Source organism: Desulfogranum mediterraneum DSM 13871, assembly GCF_000429965.1.
In the GTDB taxonomy this organism is placed as follows: domain Bacteria; phylum Desulfobacterota; class Desulfobulbia; order Desulfobulbales; family Desulfobulbaceae; genus Desulfogranum; species Desulfogranum mediterraneum.
Map to the genome: position 1 here is coordinate 87879 of NZ_AUCW01000016.1, position 15436 is coordinate 103314.

Sequence of the window (15436 nt, forward strand, 5' to 3'; positions counted from 1 at the left end):
AATGGAGGCCCTGCATCGCTATCGAACACGGAGAGATCTCATGCTTGTTCAGCTCGCCGCCTTTGTGGTGGTCGTGGCCGGCATCATCGCGGCCAAGTCCCTGTTGATCCCCTTTCTCCTGGCCGGATTTCTGGCCATCATCTGTGCGCCGCCCCTCTACTGGCTGCGAAAGAAGAAGGTGCCCAGCGGTCTTTCGGTCACCCTCCTCCTCCTCGGGGTGATCGTGCTCCAACTGGGGCTGACCACCCTGGTGGGTTCCTCGCTGGCGGATTTTTCCCGGGCCCTGCCCCAGTACCAGGATAGTTTTCAGCTCCTGGTAAGCGAGGGGATCATCCGTCTGGAAGGGCTGGGCTTCAATATCACCGATGAGCTGATCATGGAGCAGGTCAATCCGGGCAAGCTGATGGCCATCGTGGCCGGGATGCTCAACAACCTGCTCTCCATGCTGAAAGATACCTTTATCATCCTCCTGACCTTCCTCTTCATCATGCTGGAGGCCGCCGGCTTTCCCCAGAAGCTGCAGGCCATGGCCGGGGGCAGCCGGAAGGGGCTGGAGCGGTACGGGGCCATCATGCAGGGGGTGAATCGCTACCTCTTTTTAAAGACCCTGACCAGTCTGGCCACCGGCCTGGTGGTGGTTGTAAGCCTCCAGCTGATCGGGGTGGACTTTGCGGTGTTGTGGGGGCTGGTGGCGGTTCTGCTCAACTTTGTCCCCACCATCGGCTCCATCATCGCGGCAGTACCCCCGGTGCTGTTGGCCGTGGTCCAACTGGGCTTCGGGCCGGCCACGACCACGGCCCTGGTCTACCTGCTGGTCAACCTCACCATCGGCAACTTCCTGGAGCCGCGGATCATGGGCAAGGGGGTGGGGCTCTCCACCCTGGTGATCTTCCTCTCCCTGGCCTTCTGGGGCTGGGCCCTGGGGCCGATCGGGATGTTGCTCTCCGTGCCCCTGACCATGAGCCTGAAGATCGGCCTGACGGCCCGCGAGTCCACCAGGGGCTGGGCCCTGCTGCTGGGTTCCAATGCAGACGCAGCCGCTGCTCTGGCCGCGGCCCCTCAGAAGGAGAAGGAGTGAGCCCCCTGGCGGCAGGGAGTGGAGCTGGACTGGTTACGGTCGCGGTGTTGGCAGGAAAGGGGTGATGATTTTTTTCGGAGCCGGGTGGCGATTGTTCGGGATTGGCGCGGAAACGGAAAGAGGGGGCCGGCAGAGGAGCGGGGAGCCCTTGCAGGCTCCCTGTTCGTGGTTGAGCCTACCTCTGTTGACACCACTGGTAGGCGTTCTGGAACATCTGCAGCCAGGGTGAGACCTCAAGCTCCTCCATCTCCGCCGGCAGCCAGTGGGCCTGCCAGGGGAGGAAGGCCCGTTCCGGATGGGGCATCAGGGCCAGGTGGCGGCCATCCGGGGAGCAGAGTCCGGCAATACCCCCGGGCGAGCCGTTGGGGTTGAAGGGGTAGCGCTCGCTGGGGACGCCCTCGTCATCCACGTAGACCAGGGGCACCAGCCCCTCTGTCTCCACCCGGGTCTGGACGGCCGGGTCGGGAAAGTGGAGGCAGCCTTCGCCGTGATCCACATGGATACCGAAGACCAGCTCCTCCATGCCCTGGAGCATGATGGCCGGGCCGGGCTTGACCCGGACCGTGGACCAGCGGGACTCGAAGCGGCCGGAGCGGTTGTGGACAAAGCGGGGCTGCTCTTCCGGGGCAAGGCCCTGCCAGGGCACCCAGCCCAGGAGGCCAAAGAGCTGGCAGCCGTTGCAGACCCCCAGGGTAAAGGTGTCTTCACGCGCATAGAAACGCTGGAACTGGGCCCGCATCTTCGGGTTAAAGAGGATGGTCGCTGCCCAGCCCTTGGCGCTCTCCGGCACATCGGCATAGGAGAAGCCGCCCACCGCGGCCAGGCCGCGGAACCCGTCCAGGCTGACCCGCCCCTCCAGGAGGTCCTGCATGCAGATATCCCAGGGTTCAAAACCGGCGGCATAGAAGGCGGAGCTCATCTCCCGATCCGAGTTGGAGCCCTCGTCTCTTAAGATCGCCACCCTGGGCTTGTCGGCAGCGGCCAGGATTGCCGCAGGGCTCGGCGTGGGGCTGAAGGGCAGCTGGTACTGTGGCCCCTGGCGGTCGTAGCAGACCGCCTTCTCCTCGTCGGCGCAGGCAGGCTCGGTCTGGAGTCGTTCCAGCTGGTAGCTGGTCTCTTCCCACCAGCTGCGCAGGAGCTGCATCTCTTCCTGGAGCACGGGCTGGCTGTTATGGCGGATGGTGATCTCCTTGGCCGTGGTGGTGCTCCCCAGGAGCAGGTGGTCCACCTGATGCCGGGCCAGCAGGGTGCTCAGCTCCTCATACCGCTCGGCTGCACACTCCAGCACCAGGCCCAGCTCCTCGTTGAACAGGGCCTCCAGTGGGGTGGCGCTGCTCTTGAGCTCGATCTCCAGGCCGCAGTTGCCGCCAAAGGCCATCTCCAGCAGGGTGGTGATCAGGCCGCCGTCGCTGCGGTCGTGACCGGCCAGGATCAGGCCCTGGTCGATCCCGGTCTGGATCGCGGCAAAGGCCCGTTTGAGCAGCTGGGGATCTTCCAGGTCCGGGGACTGGTTGCCGAGGGCGCTCAGGGTCTGGGCCAGGGCGCTGCCGCCCAGCCGGGTCCGGCCGCCGGCCAGGTCCACCAGGACCAGGCTGCTGCCCGGGGCCTTGATGTCCGGGGTCACCACCCGGCGGATATCGGACATGGCCGCATAGGCAGAGATCACCAGCTCCCTGGGGGACTTGACGATCTCGCCCTCCACCATGGTGGCCATGGAGAGGCTGTCCTTGCCCCCGTCCACGGCCATGCCCACGGCGATCATGGCATCGGCCATGGCCTTGACCGCATCGAAGAGGGCCGCGCCTTCACCTTCCAGCTTGGGGGCCCACATCCAGTTGGCTGAACATTTGATCTGCTCGGGGTCATCGATCCGGGCCCAGACCAGGTTGGTCAGGACCTCGCCCACCGCCATCCGGGCCCCGGCCGCCGGATCGATCAGCATCTTCAGGGGCTGCTCGCCGATGGCCGAGGCAATCCCGCTCAGGCCGAAGTGGCTCTGGGCCACCACCGCCACGTTGCTCAGGGGCAGCTGCAGGGGGCCGCAGCACTGCTGGCGGGCGATCAGGCCGGTCACCGCCCGGTCCACCTTGTTGGTCAGGAAGCGCTTGGAGCCCACCGAGACCAGGCGCAGCACCTGGTGGAGGGCCTCCCGGACGCCCAGCTCAGTCGGCAGTTTAAGGGGGGTGAGCGCGGGCTGGCTGCGGCTGTCATGGAACTGTTTCTGGGGGATGTTGCCCAGGAGCTCGTTGAGCTCGATGTCCACCGGGGTGGAGTTGTCCTCCCGGTCACGGACCACGAAGCGGAGGTCGCCGGTGACCTCGCCCAGGACCTCGCAGCCCACCTTTTCCCGGGCACAGATCTGTTTGAACTGCTCGATGTTTTCCGGGCTGATCAGGAAGCCGTTGCGCTCCTGGTACTCGGCCACATAGATCTCCAGCACCGACATGGTGGGGTCGCCCACCCTGATGTTGCGGATCTCCACCCAGCCGCCGGAGTGTTCCACCAACTCCTTGAGCACGTTGGCCGGGCCGCCGGCACCCTGGTCATGGATCACGTCGATCAGGGTACGGTCGCCCATCTCGTTGCAGGCCCGGATGACCCGGTTCATCTTCTGCTCCATCTCGGCATCACCGCGTTGGACCGCATCAAAGTCCAGGTCCGAGACATTCTCGCCCTGCATCATGGAGGAGGCGGCGCCGCCGCCGAAGCCGACCCGGTAGGCCGGGCCGCCCACCTGGACGATGCACATCCCCTTCTTTTCCGCGTCTTTTTCGGTGTGGCGGTCATCGATCTGGCCGATGCCGCCGGTGAACATGATGGGCTTGAGAAAGCCCCAGCGGGAGCCGTCATCCAGGCGGAGGTCAAAGGAGCGGGTGAAGCCCTGGATCAGGGGCTCGCCAAACTTGTTGCCATAGTCCGAGGCCCCGTTACTGGCCTCGATCTCGATCTCCAGGGCCGATGCCAGGTTGTCGGGACAGGGGTAGTCGGCTTCCCAGGAGAGTTCGTAGCCCGGGATCCGGAGATTGGCCACGCAGTAACCGGCGGTGCCGGCCATGACAAAGCCGCCCTTGCCGGTACCCTGGACGTCACGGATCCGGCCGCCGGTGCCGGTCTCGGCACCCGGGAAGGGGGCCACGCCGGTGGGAAAGTTGTGGGTCTCGGCGGTGAGCAGGGGATGGTAGCGGACGTTCTGCTCCTTCAGCGGGGAGGGCGCGCCCGGGCTTTCGGGATGGAGGGTCCGGATCTCGTGGCCCTGGATCACGCTGGAGTTATCCTTGAAAGCGATGATGCTGCCCTTGGGGTTGGCCTCCAGGGTGTCCATTACCATCCCAAAGAGGGTCTTGTCCTCGCGCGTGCTGTCGATGATCTGCTCGCCCCGGAAAAAACCATGGCGGGAATGCTCGGAGTTGGCATTGTTGAGGTCCATGATCTCAACGATGGTGGGGTTGCGATCATGCTTGGTGACAAAGTAGTCGTAGTAGAAGTTGCGGTCCCACTCGTCCATGGAGATCCCCGGGATCTCCAACAGGCCGTCGGCGCCCTTGGACTTGAGGTCGATCTCATAGACCGGTTCCGGGCTGATCCCGGTCTCAAAGGTGGAGAGCGGCTCAGGGTATGAACATTCGGTCATCCGGTCGTGGTGGGCGTCGATGAAGGCCTGGAGATCCTGATCATCGGGGACCAGGTAGCGCCGGGAGCGTTCCACCCGGGTGATGCCGCTGAGATGAACCGCCCGACAGATGGAGACCAGGTTGGAGGACCAGGCTGTGGCAAAGTTGAGCCTGGGGCCGACCTCAACCACCCGTGGGCCCTTGAGGACAGGCTGGGAAGAGACGGTGTCGGCCAGGAAACCATCGGCCAGGATGAGGCGAAGCTGCTGGCTCTGCTCTGCGCTTAAGGGGGCTGTTGATTCCACGTTAAAGCAATAGGCAAACGTCTCGCTTACCTGACGATAGAATTGTGTTACTACTGATCCCATGATCTGTCTTTCCTCTGCATGGATGGTGGGTCACTGGCAGGTGTCTCTGCAACTACCTGATACAACGATGGTTGATGGTGTTGGTCTCTCTTGGGACGCCTGTTCTCTGGTGCTGAGTTTCACCCTCAAGGCTGGTTCGGCACGGCGCCCCCTGTGAACCTAGCATCAAAGTGTTTTTTTTTCCGCTCAAAAAAGTGGTTATGGCGTTAAATGTGTGGTTGTTGCGCTTCTGCCTGCTTCGCCCCTCCCCGGGCTGCGACCGTGGCGGAGATCGTGCCCGAGCCTTGGCGCTCAGCGCTGTCTGTGGCTAAGTGAGTTTTTGGGGCCGGAGATGAGTCATTGCCCCCAGGGATCTGATCCGGTAGGATGGGGCAGATCGACCAGGGCGGGGCTCCCGGCGATTGCAGGGCCTTGAGTGAACAAGGGTCAGTGAAGAACAGCTCGAACAGGCCACGAAGTCGGCCACGAAACAGGCCACGATAGAGGGGCGCATCGCATGGAACAGACCAATCCGGAGCTGCAGTTGGCAGCCGAATTCATCGCAGAGACCGACTGCTCGATCTTTTTGACCGGCAAGGCCGGTACCGGCAAGACCACCTTCCTCCAGCAGCTGACCAGGAATCCGGCCAAGCGCTTGATCGTCACCGCCCCAACCGGGGTGGCGGCCATCAATGCCGGCGGGGTCACCCTCCACTCCTTCTTTCAGTTGCCCTTTGGACCCTTTGTTCCCGGCAGCGAGGCCCATGCCGACAACCGGCGCAAGCGGTTCAGTAAGGAAAAACAGAACATCATCAAGAGCCTGGATCTGCTGATCATCGATGAGATCAGCATGGTCCGGGCCGATATGCTCGATGCCGTGGACGCGGTTCTCCAGCGCTATCGGCGCAGCAATGCCCCATTTGGCGGGGTGCAGCTGCTCCTGATCGGTGATCTGCACCAGCTCTCTCCGGTGGTCAAGGAGAGTGAGCGGCCCCTCTTGGCCCAGTGGTATCCGAGTCCCTACTTCTTTGCCAGCAAGGCCCTGGCCCAGACCCGGCTGGTGACCATCGAGCTGCAGCATATCTATCGCCAGTCTGATCCGGTCTTTATCGAGCTGCTCAACGGTATTCGCGACAACAGCATCGATGCCCAGGGGCTGGAACGGCTCAATCGTCGCTACCTGGGCGAACAGGCGGCCCCTGACAGCCAGGGGGCCATCACCCTCTGCACCCATAATCGTCAGGCCGATGCCCTGAACGCAGAGCAGCTGCGGGGCCTGCCCCACTCCAGTCACCGCTTTGCCGCCGAGATCGAGGGGGAGTTTCCCGAGCAGGCCCAGCCCACGGCGCCGCTCTTGGAGTTGAAGCGCGATGCCCAGGTCATGTTTATCCGTAACGACCCTTCAGCAGAGAAGCGATTCTTCAACGGCAAGATCGGCACCGTTATCCGCATCGATAATGACTCCATTATGGTCCGCTGTCCGGACGATGAGCAGCCCATCGCGGTCAAGCCCGCCACCTGGGAGAACATCCAGTACACCCTGGACCAGGAGGCCGGTGAGATCCGGGAAAAGAAGATCGGCTCCTTTGCCCAGTATCCCCTGAAACTGGCCTGGGCCATCACCATCCACAAGAGTCAGGGGCTGACCTTTGACCGGGCCATCATCGATGCCAGGGCCGCCTTTACCCATGGTCAGATCTATGTGGCCCTGAGTCGCTGCCGCAGCCTGGAGGGGATCACCCTCAGCTCACCGCTGGCAGCCACCACCATGGAGACCGACTCCGCGGTCCGTCATTTCCTGGAGCAGGCCCAGGCCGCGGGGCTGGGACGCAGCTATCTTGAGGCGGAGAAGGTGGGCTACCAGCAGCGGCTGCTGCTGGCCTGTTTTGACTTTCAGCAGCTGGGCCTGGCCCTGGGGCAGTGGCTGGGGCTCCTCTCCCGCCATGGGCAGCAACTCCAGATCAGTGGGCTGGAGGATCCCGACGGTTTTGCCGCCCCTGTCCGGGAAGAGCTCTGCACCGTGGGGGCCAACTTTCTTCGCCAGCTCCAGGGATTGTTTCAGGAGAGCCTCCCGCCCGCCAGGGATCCGCTGATCCTGGAACGGCTCAGCAAGGCCTCGGCCTACTTCCAGGACAAGCTGGCCAGTCGGCTGCTGACCCCCCTGGGGCGCGTTCGGGTGGAGAGTGACAACCGGGAGCTCAGCAAACGGCTGGAGCAGGCCCTGCAGCGCCTGGAGGGAGAGGGTGTGGTGAAGCTGGCCGCGGTGAGCAGCTGTGGCCAGGGCTTCTCGCCGGAGCAATATCTGCGCAGCATCTCCCGGGCTGAAATCCAGGCCGCTGCCCGGAAGAAGACCAGGAAAGAGAAGGCCCCGCTCTACACCGTGGACGATGTGGCCCATCCCCAGCTCTTTGCCGACCTGCAGCAGTGGCGCACCGACAAGGCCCGGGAAGAGGGGCGAGCCCCCTACCAGGTGCTCCACCTCAAGACCCTGGTCCAGCTCGCTGTCCACCTGCCCATCAGCCTTGCCGGGCTCAAGGAGGTCAAGGGCATCGGTGAGCGGCTGGCCCAGCGCTATGGCCGGGAGCTGATCGAGATGGTGCGGGAGTATCGCCGGGAGCATGGGGTCGATGAGGTGGTCCTGCCGGTGCCGGTGCAGCAGTCCCTGGAGCAGTCTCTGGTAGAGGCAGGGGCCGGAGGCGGGGGGGTGAAGCCGGCAAAGAAGGGTGAGCAGACCGGGAAGCCGGCCAAGGGCCGGACCAGGGAGATCTCCCTGGAGTTGTTTGAGCAGGGCTTGAGCGTGGCAGAGATCGCCGAGCAGCGTTCCCTGGTCCCATCAACCATCGAGGGCCACCTGGCCTTCTTTGTCGAGCAGGGTCGCCTGGACGTAGGGCGACTGGTCGGCGCGGAGCGCCTTGAGGCGATTCAGGCCGCCCTTGAGGCGGTTGGAGAGCAGGGCTTTGGCCGGGTCAGGGAGCAGCTGGGGGGCGACTACAGCTATGGGGAGATCAAGCTGGTCCAGGCCCACCTCAAGCAGCCGCAGCCGCAGCCGCCAGAGGCGGCCTCGGCCGGGTCGGACGACTAGGCCGGGGGCCCCAGCTGGTCCGGGCCGGGCTGCTGCCTGCGGGCAACCTTGTCCAGGAAGGCGGGGATCTTGGCCTTGGCAACGGTGGCCAGCTGCTGCATCAGGGAAAAGTTGAGCTCGGCAATCTTGTAGCGGCTCCTGATCTCGTCCAGTATCCGCAGCCAGAGGTGGCCGGTCATCTCGGCATCGGCCAGGGCCCGGTGGAAGGTGCCGTCGGTGGCGATGTCGCAGTAGTGGACCAGGGTGCCCAGCTTATGGTTGGGCGCCTGGGGAAAGATCCGGCGGGCTGTCAGCATGGAGCAGGCCATGGGGTTGGTCGGGGTGGTGCCGAGCCGCTCCAGTTCCGCTACCAGAAACTTGCGGTCAAAGTTGGCGTTATGGGCCACCAGGGGCAGGTCTGCGATGAATCGGCCAAAGCGGGCCATCACCTCTGCGCAGGGCGGAGCGCTTGCCAGCTGGGCATTGCTGATCCCGGTGTAGGAGGAGATAAAGGAACTGATGGCAAATCCCGGGTTCATCAGGCTCTGGAAGCGGTCGACGATCTCGCCGTTTTCCAGTCGGACCGCCCCGATCTCAATGGCCCGGTCGCCATGACGGGGGGAAAGACCGGTGGTCTCGAAATCAAGGACAATGACAGCGTGGTTGGACATGGAGACGGGAAGGTTAAGGTGATCTCGACAAGAGGGGATAGTGATGGTTGGCAGCGGCAGCTCCGATGGGCGCTCAGCCACCGGCCAGTTTGACCCGGTAGCCCAGCTTGCCCAGGGCTTCCAGGAGGAGCTGACGGTGGTCTCCCTGGATTTCAATGACCCCATCCTTGATGGTGCCTCCTGAGCCGCACTGTTTTTTCAGCTTCTTGGCCAGCGGTTTCAACTCGGCAGCGGCCAGGGGGATGCCGCTGATCAGGGTGACCCCGCTGCCCTTGCGCCCCTTGGTCTGGCGGCTCAGCCGGACCACTCCATCGCTCTGGCGGCTCTTGGCCTGGGCCTGTTCCCGGTTCGCTTGGCAGCAACACCGGGCCACGGGCTGGTTGCAGCCGGGGCAGATTCGGCCGCCGGCAGTGGAGTAGACCAGGTTGTCCAGTTTGTTCTTCATATCTTCTTCTCAGCAATGGCAGCCCAGCCTGCGGTCCCTGTCCGCTTCGGCCGGGAGCGTGGAAGGCTTGAGGTCGTGGCTGTGATCCGGGGTTCGCCGCTTGCAGCGGCTAAGCTCCCCTAAAGGGCGACCGCGCTCAGGCCCCTCCCCGGGCTCTATGGTGCGCGAACTGTTCCGATGGTTGATCTTTCTTTGACAAGCCCCAGTTCCTGTCGCTACAATGCGAACAGCTCTCGTCGGAAGGTTATGGCTGAGAGGGCAGCCAAAGGAGAGATCCATGTGCAAGGAAGACTATATCAGGAGGCAAGATGCAATCATTTTTTTCCCGATCCGGCTCTTATCCGTCCCCACGGTGGTGGAGAGGAGGCCTGTTGGCGTTGCTGCTGGTAGGGCTGCTCCTCTTTTCCGCGAGTCTGCCTCCGGCTGCTCTGGGGGCAGCGGTGCCGGGACCACACCTCAAGGTGGCCATCATCCCCCATCGTTCCAACCTGGGGAATGAACAGGCCTATGGGCGGCTCTTCAAGGCCCTGGAAGAGAAGACCGGCCTGATTTTTGATTGGGTGGGCAGCAACAGTTATGACGATGTGATCGATAAGATCACCAGCGGTGAGGCCGATATCGGCTATGTGGGGCCCTTTGCCTATGTGACGGCCCAGGCCAGGGGAGGGGTTCGTCTGATCTGCCGCACCCTGAGTAAGAATCGGCAACCCTTTTACCACAGTGTGATTGTGACCCGTAAAGATTCCGGCATTCATCACCTCAAGGAGTTGAAGGGTCAACGTTTTGCCTTTACCGATCCCAAGTCCACCTCCGGTTACCTCTTTCCCATGGCGCAACTCAAAAAATCAGGCCTCAGTCAGGCAGACTTCTCCTCGGTGCACTACCTGAAGCGTCATGCCAATTCCCTGTTGGCCGTCTATCAGGGGCATGTCGATGGCGGTGCCACCTCCCTGACCGCAGCGGATAAGGTGGATATCGATTTGAGTGAGATCAGGACCCTCTGGCAGTCCGAACCCATCTACCGGGGCCCCTGGATTGCCCGCAGGGACCTGCCCGATGAGCAGTTTCGCCTCATCCAAGAGGCCATGCTCTCCCTGAGCCAGCCCGGCCAGACCGAGCAGTCCCCAGACCTCTTTGCCGGGCTGACCACCAAGGGCTTTGTCCCGGGCCAGGACAGTGACTATGACAATGTCCGGGAGGTGATCCGCCTCATGGACATGAAAATGGGGGGGGAATGAGCAGTTTTTCCTCAGCTAGCACACCTCTTGCCGGAGGGCTTTGCTGTTGTCTGGAATAGGTATCCGCGCCAAGATTCTGCTCTGCTTTCTGCTCTTCGTGCTCCTGATCAGCGGGGCCTTTACCCTCTCTTCCTATAGCCGGATTACCCGGGCCGTGGGCCAGGAGATTCAGAAGCACGGGGTCGATCTGACCGCCACCTTCACCCAGCTGGCAGCGCCCTATGTTTTTGCCTATGACTATGTCACCATCCGCGATATTGCCCGCCAACTGATCAGGGAGAGTGATCTGCTCTCCATTACCATCGTCGATGTGGACGGCAGGGTCTGGCTGAGTACCGAATCCGGCAGGCGATTCTTTCCCCTGGGCACGGAATTTTATCGCACCACCATCCGTGGGAACCTGCCGGCCTCCCGCTACCTCGGCGATCAGGGGAGCGAGACCGTGGAGTTCGTCTGCCCCATCACCGCCCTGGGTAAGGTGACTCACCTGGTGATCACCCGGATATCCCTGGCCACTATCCACGAGGAGGCGGCCCAGCGCATCCGGGAGTCGATCCTGATCTCCGGGATCATGATCCTGCTCTCTGGCCTGATCGCCCTCTACGGTTCCCGGAGACTGACCCAACCCCTGAAAAATCTGCTCCGAGGGACCCAGGAGATCGCCTCGGGCAACTACGCCTACACCGTCCCGCGCTCTTCGTCCCGAGAATTTGAGGAGCTGTCCCGGGCCTTTAACCTGATGAGCAGCCGGCTGGCAGCGGAGTCGGCCAACCGGCAGCAGGCAGAGGAACAGCTACTCCGCTATCAGGAAAACCTGGAGCAACTGGTCTCCGAGCGGACCGGGGAGCTGGAACAGGCCAATCAGCGGCTCTCCGGAGAGATCAACGAACACCGAAAGACCGAGGCTGCCCTGAAAAAGAGCGAGCAACGGTATAAACGACTCTCTGAGGTGGCGGTTGAGGGGATCGTCCTCCATCGGCATGATCGGATCATCGACTGTAATGCCACCTTTGAGAAGCAGTTTGGCTACACCGTTACAGACCTCCGGGACCAGCCCCTGGCAGAGCGCCTCTTTCCCCGCGAATTTCGGGCAGCCGGTCGACAGAGTCTTCAGGAAGAGGGGGGGCTGCTGGAGGGGAGCGGCAGGCATCGGGACGGGAGCCTCTTTCCCCTGCGGCTGCAGTCTCTGGGCATCGCCTCGGCCCATGATGAGTTGCGGGTGACCTCGATTCTCGATGTCACGGAACAGAAAAAAATGGAGGCCAGGATTCAACAGACCCAGCGACTGGAGTCCATCGGCCTGATGGCCGGCGGTGTGGCCCATGACCTTAACAATATCCTGGCCGGGATCGTGGGCTATCCGCAACTGCTGCTCTGGAAGCTGGCGGCCGACAGCGAACTGCGCTCCCCCCTGGAGGCCATCCAGGAGGCAGGAGAACGGGCCGGGGCCGTGGTGGCCGATCTCCTGACCCTGGCCCGGGGGGCGGCCAGTGTCCGTGAACCCCACTCCCTGAATACCTTGGTGCGGGAGTACCTTGCCTCTCCGGAGTTTCAGCAACTGAGCAGGGACTTTCCCCAGGTCTGCTGTCAACATGACCTTGGCGCCAAAGAGTCGATCCTGCTCTGTTCCCCGGTGCACATCAAGAAGTGTCTGATGAACCTGGTCAACAACGGGGCCGAGGCCATAGAGGGCTCCGGGACCATCACCATCACCACCTCTAATCGCTATATTGGCACCAGCAGCAGCTCCTGTCCGGAGCTGGCTCAGGGGGAGTATCTCCTCCTGAGGGTCGAAGATACCGGGCCGGGGATCGGTGGCGATGCCATGGAGCGCATCTTTGAACCCTTCTATTCCAAGAAGGTCCTGGGCAGGAGCGGCACCGGCCTGGGCCTGACCGTGGTCTGGAACACGGTGGAGGACCATGGGGGCACCATCCTGGTGGAGAGCGGGGACCAGGGAAGCTGTTTTCAACTTTTTTTTCCGCTCAGCAGCAAGAGAGCCGTGAGCCCGGAGCAGGGCCGACAACAACAGGAGCTCTTGCTGGGTCACGGTGAGCAGCTGCTGGTGGTGGATGATGACGCGATGGTCAGGGACCTGGCTGCCAAGATCCTTGAGCATCAGGGCTACCGGGTTGTCTCGGTGGCCTCCGGTGAGGAGGCGGTCGCCCATATCCGCCAGCAGCCCGTGGATCTGGTGATTCTCGATATGCTGATGCCCCCGGGGATGAACGGCTACCAGACCTACAGGGAGATCTGTCGGCTCTATCCCGGTCAGAAGGCCATCATTGCCAGCGGTTTTTCCGAAAGCAGGGATGTCAGGGCTGCCCTGGACCTGGGCGCAGATCGTTTTGTCAAGAAACCCTATACCATGGAGCACCTTGCCCTTGCGGTGAAAGAGGCCCTTTACGGTAGCGGCGAGCCATGGTAAGCCAGGCTGGGGGAGCACTCCTTCTGGCTTGGGCAAAGCTGTTTGTTTTTTTTCCTTAACAGGGGTCATGCATGGCTAACAGGCTGTATCGTCTCTATCGTTTTCTTCAGCGGGAAAATGTGATCAAACTCCTTGGGGTGATTTTGGTCATTGTCCTGGGGAGCGGCTACCTGATCGCCTCCTTTGAGCCGGGGGTCTCCTTTGCCAGTGGACTCTGGTGGAGTATCGTCACCCTGACCACCGTGGGCTATGGGGATATCTCGCCCTCCACCGCCGAGGGCAGAGTGCTGGCGGTCATTATCATGTTTTTTGGGATCGGTCTGCTTGGCATCCTCAGCGCCAGTCTGGCCTCCATGTTAATAACAATGCGCATCAGGGAAAACAGAGGGATGGAAGCTTCAAGGGTACGTGATCATATAATTATCTGTGAGTGGAACTATCGGGCCAGGGCCATCCTCAAGGAGCTGCGCTCCGACCCGCAGACCGCCGAGAGCCCCATTGTCCTGATCGCGGATATCGAGGAGAAACCGGTGGATGATGCCAACCTGGTCTTTGTCCGGGGGGTGGTCCATGAGGAGAGCCTGACCAGGGCGAATCTGCAGGAGGCGGCCACGGTGATTATCCTGGGAGACGATGCCATGGAGGCCACGGCCCGGGACGCCAAGGTGGTCCTGACCACCCTGACGGTGGAGAGTCTCAACCCCCAGGTGTACAGTGTGGTGGAGTTGGTGGACAAGACCAATGAGCAGCACTGTCGACGGGCCAATGCCAATGAGATTATCGTAGGCAGTGAACTCAACAGTCATCTGATCGCCAGCGCCGCCTCTGACCACGGCATCAGCCGGATCATCTCAGAGTTGCTCAGCAGTCGCTACGGCAATGAACTCTACTCCATGCCCGTGCCCGAGCAACTGGTCAATGCCAACTTTCTGGACGCCTTTATCTCCATGAAGAGCGAGCACAATACCATTGTCTTTGGCATACAAAAGGGGCGGGGCGGAGATTTCATCTCCAACCCGGACGGAGGGTATCAGCTGGCAGCCACGGATTATCTGTTGGTGATCTCCAAGGATCGCAACCCACGAAAACCACGATAAGTATCGAGCCGGGCAATGGCTAACAAGGGCCAACAAGGGCCAACAAGGGCTAACGGGGAACGCAGGTGAGCGGGGAGCCCGGGGGAGGGGAAAGATGGAACAACCACAGCTGCAGATTATCGGTCGGCTTCATGGGGATATCCTCAGCCGGGAAGAGGCGCCCAAGAATTACTCTGAATCAGAGCGGGTGGGTACCCTGGAGATCTACCCGGAGTTTGCAGCTGGCCTGGAGGGGATCGTCGCCGGCCAGACCATCGTGGTCCTGTTCTGGCTGGACAGGGCCCAACGCGATATTCTCCGGGTCTATCCCAGGGGCGATCGCAGCCGGGGGCTGTGCGGCGTCTTTGCCACCCGCAGTCCGGTGCGGCCCAACCCCATAGCCATCTCAGAGCTTAAGGTCCTTGCGGTCCGCGGCAACGAGCTTGAGGTGGCAGGGCTGGATATCCTGGACGGGACTCCCATTGTTGATCTCAAGAAAAAGATCAGCCCATAATCGATCCGGGCCGATACGGCCCCGGGAACGATTATGGGCGTTCTCCAGTCTGGGTTCCCTCTGCGGATCTCCAGGCTGCCCCGGTTCTATCCCCGCCAGCTAGGAGAGATCAAGGTTGTGAAAGACATTGACATACTCCCGGACCATCTTGGTGGGTTTGTCGAAAACGACCTCTTTGAGATCGTACTCCCCCTGGAGTTCTGCCACGAGTTTATTGCGTTCCGCCTCGTCTGTTTTCAAGACTCCTTCCAGGTTGCCCAGGGCAATGACCGCAGGCTCCACCAGTCGGACCGTGGCCCGGGGTGAGCCTAGGGCCAGGCGGGCAAAGACATTGGCCAGCAGGGCACGCTCTTTGAGGGCCTGGATGGATTCCGGGCTGGATTGAAAGGCCTGCTTCTCAACGGTCTGGGCCAGGAAGTCCACGGCATCGTCTATGCTCAGGCGGCCGATCTTGATCACCAGATCGTAGAGCGAGCTGTCCCAGATGTCCATCCCGTAATTCTGCAGGCTCCAGCGTCGCCGTTCCTCATCATCCCGCTTCAGCCGGTAGCGGGCCTCCTCCCTGGTGCAGTCCTGGTGCCTGGCCTCTTCCTTCAGCCGATCTTCTATGTCCGCGATGATCCGGACCTTGAGCACCTGGGGGATGTCCTGGATAAAGAAATGGCCGGCCAGGCCGTGGTAGACCACGTTGTCCCTGCTGATATGGTTGAGGAAGGCGGATTGAAAGTAACTGATATAGCGTTCCCGGCCGTGGGTAAACCGTTCCAGCACCGAGGGCGCGTCGTAGAGGGCTTTGGCCAGCTTGATCTCCGGGATGTTGAACTCCTCGGAGGCCTCCACCAGGATATCCCTGGAAACACATTCATATCCCAATCTGTCGGCCAGGGCCTCAGCAACTTCCTGGCCATGACTATACGAACCCTTGGAAATCGTAATAATTGCCATAGTCGTCTCCTCCTGTAGATGA

At 62.0% G+C, this 15436-nt stretch carries 10 protein-coding genes; 6 read left to right on the forward strand and 4 right to left on the reverse strand.

The window, feature by feature from the left end:
- Positions 1-40 precede the first annotated feature (40 nt).
- A complete protein-coding gene (locus G494_RS22585; RefSeq protein ID WP_232362514.1) occupies positions 41-1078 on the forward strand; it encodes an AI-2E family transporter in 1038 nt (345 codons plus the stop codon).
- Positions 1079-1253: 175 nt separating this feature from the next.
- Here the strand turns inward: G494_RS22585 and purL are convergent, their stop codons facing one another.
- Positions 1254-5057, reverse strand: coding sequence for a phosphoribosylformylglycinamidine synthase (gene purL / locus G494_RS0108385; RefSeq protein ID WP_028584169.1), 3804 nt, complete (start codon positions 5055-5057; stop codon positions 1254-1256).
- A gap of 496 nt (positions 5058-5553) precedes the next feature.
- Between purL and G494_RS22590 the strand changes: the two genes are divergently transcribed.
- The gene (locus G494_RS22590) at positions 5554-8118 is read left to right on the forward strand and encodes a helix-turn-helix domain-containing protein (protein WP_051305536.1); all 2565 of its coding nucleotides are present in this window, start codon (positions 5554-5556) and stop codon (positions 8116-8118) included.
- Here G494_RS22590 and G494_RS0108395 read toward each other — a convergent pair.
- Both G494_RS0108395 and G494_RS0108400 read right to left on the reverse strand, forming a co-directional pair.
- Complete coding sequence (locus G494_RS0108395; protein WP_028584170.1) at positions 8115-8768, reverse strand: 3'-5' exonuclease; 654 nt, start codon at positions 8766-8768, stop codon at positions 8115-8117. The genes G494_RS22590 and G494_RS0108395 overlap by 4 nt on opposite strands.
- Positions 8769-8841: 73 nt before the next feature.
- Positions 8842-9213 (reverse strand): translation initiation factor Sui1, encoded by a 372-nt coding sequence (locus G494_RS0108400; RefSeq protein WP_028584171.1) that lies wholly within the window; start codon positions 9211-9213, stop codon positions 8842-8844.
- Positions 9214-9584: 371 nt separating this feature from the next.
- Here G494_RS0108400 and G494_RS0108405 point away from each other — a divergent pair, with 371 nt between their 5' ends.
- The 4 genes from G494_RS0108405 (at position 9585) to tsaA (ending at position 14469) form a co-directional block, all read left to right on the forward strand.
- A complete protein-coding gene (locus G494_RS0108405; RefSeq protein ID WP_161629959.1) occupies positions 9585-10451 on the forward strand; it encodes a phosphate/phosphite/phosphonate ABC transporter substrate-binding protein in 867 nt (288 codons plus the stop codon).
- Positions 10452-10497: 46 nt separating this feature from the next.
- On the forward strand, positions 10498-12879 hold the full coding sequence (locus G494_RS0108410; protein WP_028584173.1) for a hybrid sensor histidine kinase/response regulator: 2382 nt from the start codon (positions 10498-10500) through the stop codon (positions 12877-12879).
- 71 nt (positions 12880-12950) lie between these two features.
- Entirely contained in the window at positions 12951-13976 is a 1026-nt protein-coding gene (locus G494_RS22595; RefSeq protein ID WP_035245935.1) for a potassium channel family protein, read from the forward strand.
- Between the two features lie 94 nt (positions 13977-14070).
- Positions 14071-14469, forward strand: a complete 399-nt coding sequence (gene tsaA / locus G494_RS0108420; protein WP_028584174.1) for a tRNA (N6-threonylcarbamoyladenosine(37)-N6)-methyltransferase TrmO — start codon at positions 14071-14073, stop codon at positions 14467-14469.
- Positions 14470-14568: 99 nt separating this feature from the next.
- Here tsaA and G494_RS0108425 read toward each other — a convergent pair whose 3' ends face one another.
- Positions 14569-15414 (reverse strand): cytidylate kinase-like family protein, encoded by an 846-nt coding sequence (locus G494_RS0108425; RefSeq protein WP_028584175.1) that lies wholly within the window; start codon positions 15412-15414, stop codon positions 14569-14571.
- Positions 15415-15436 lie beyond the last annotated feature (22 nt).

Excerpts from the sequence above, each read along its gene's own strand:
- G494_RS22585 (WP_232362514.1), top strand. The coding sequence starts at position 41 with ATGCTTGTTCAGCTCGCCGCCTTTGTGGTGGTCGTGGCCGGCATCATC.
- purL (WP_028584169.1), bottom strand. The coding sequence starts at position 5,057 with ATGGGATCAGTAGTAACACAATTCTATCGTCAGGTAAGCGAGACGTTT.
- G494_RS22590 (WP_051305536.1), top strand. The coding sequence starts at position 5,554 with ATGGAACAGACCAATCCGGAGCTGCAGTTGGCAGCCGAATTCATCGCA.
- G494_RS0108395 (WP_028584170.1), bottom strand. The coding sequence starts at position 8,768 with ATGTCCAACCACGCTGTCATTGTCCTTGATTTCGAGACCACCGGTCTT.
- G494_RS0108400 (WP_028584171.1), bottom strand. The coding sequence starts at position 9,213 with ATGAAGAACAAACTGGACAACCTGGTCTACTCCACTGCCGGCGGCCGA.
- G494_RS22595 (WP_035245935.1), top strand. The coding sequence starts at position 12,951 with ATGGCTAACAGGCTGTATCGTCTCTATCGTTTTCTTCAGCGGGAAAAT.
- tsaA (WP_028584174.1), top strand. The coding sequence starts at position 14,071 with ATGGAACAACCACAGCTGCAGATTATCGGTCGGCTTCATGGGGATATC.
- G494_RS0108425 (WP_028584175.1), bottom strand. The coding sequence starts at position 15,414 with ATGGCAATTATTACGATTTCCAAGGGTTCGTATAGTCATGGCCAGGAA.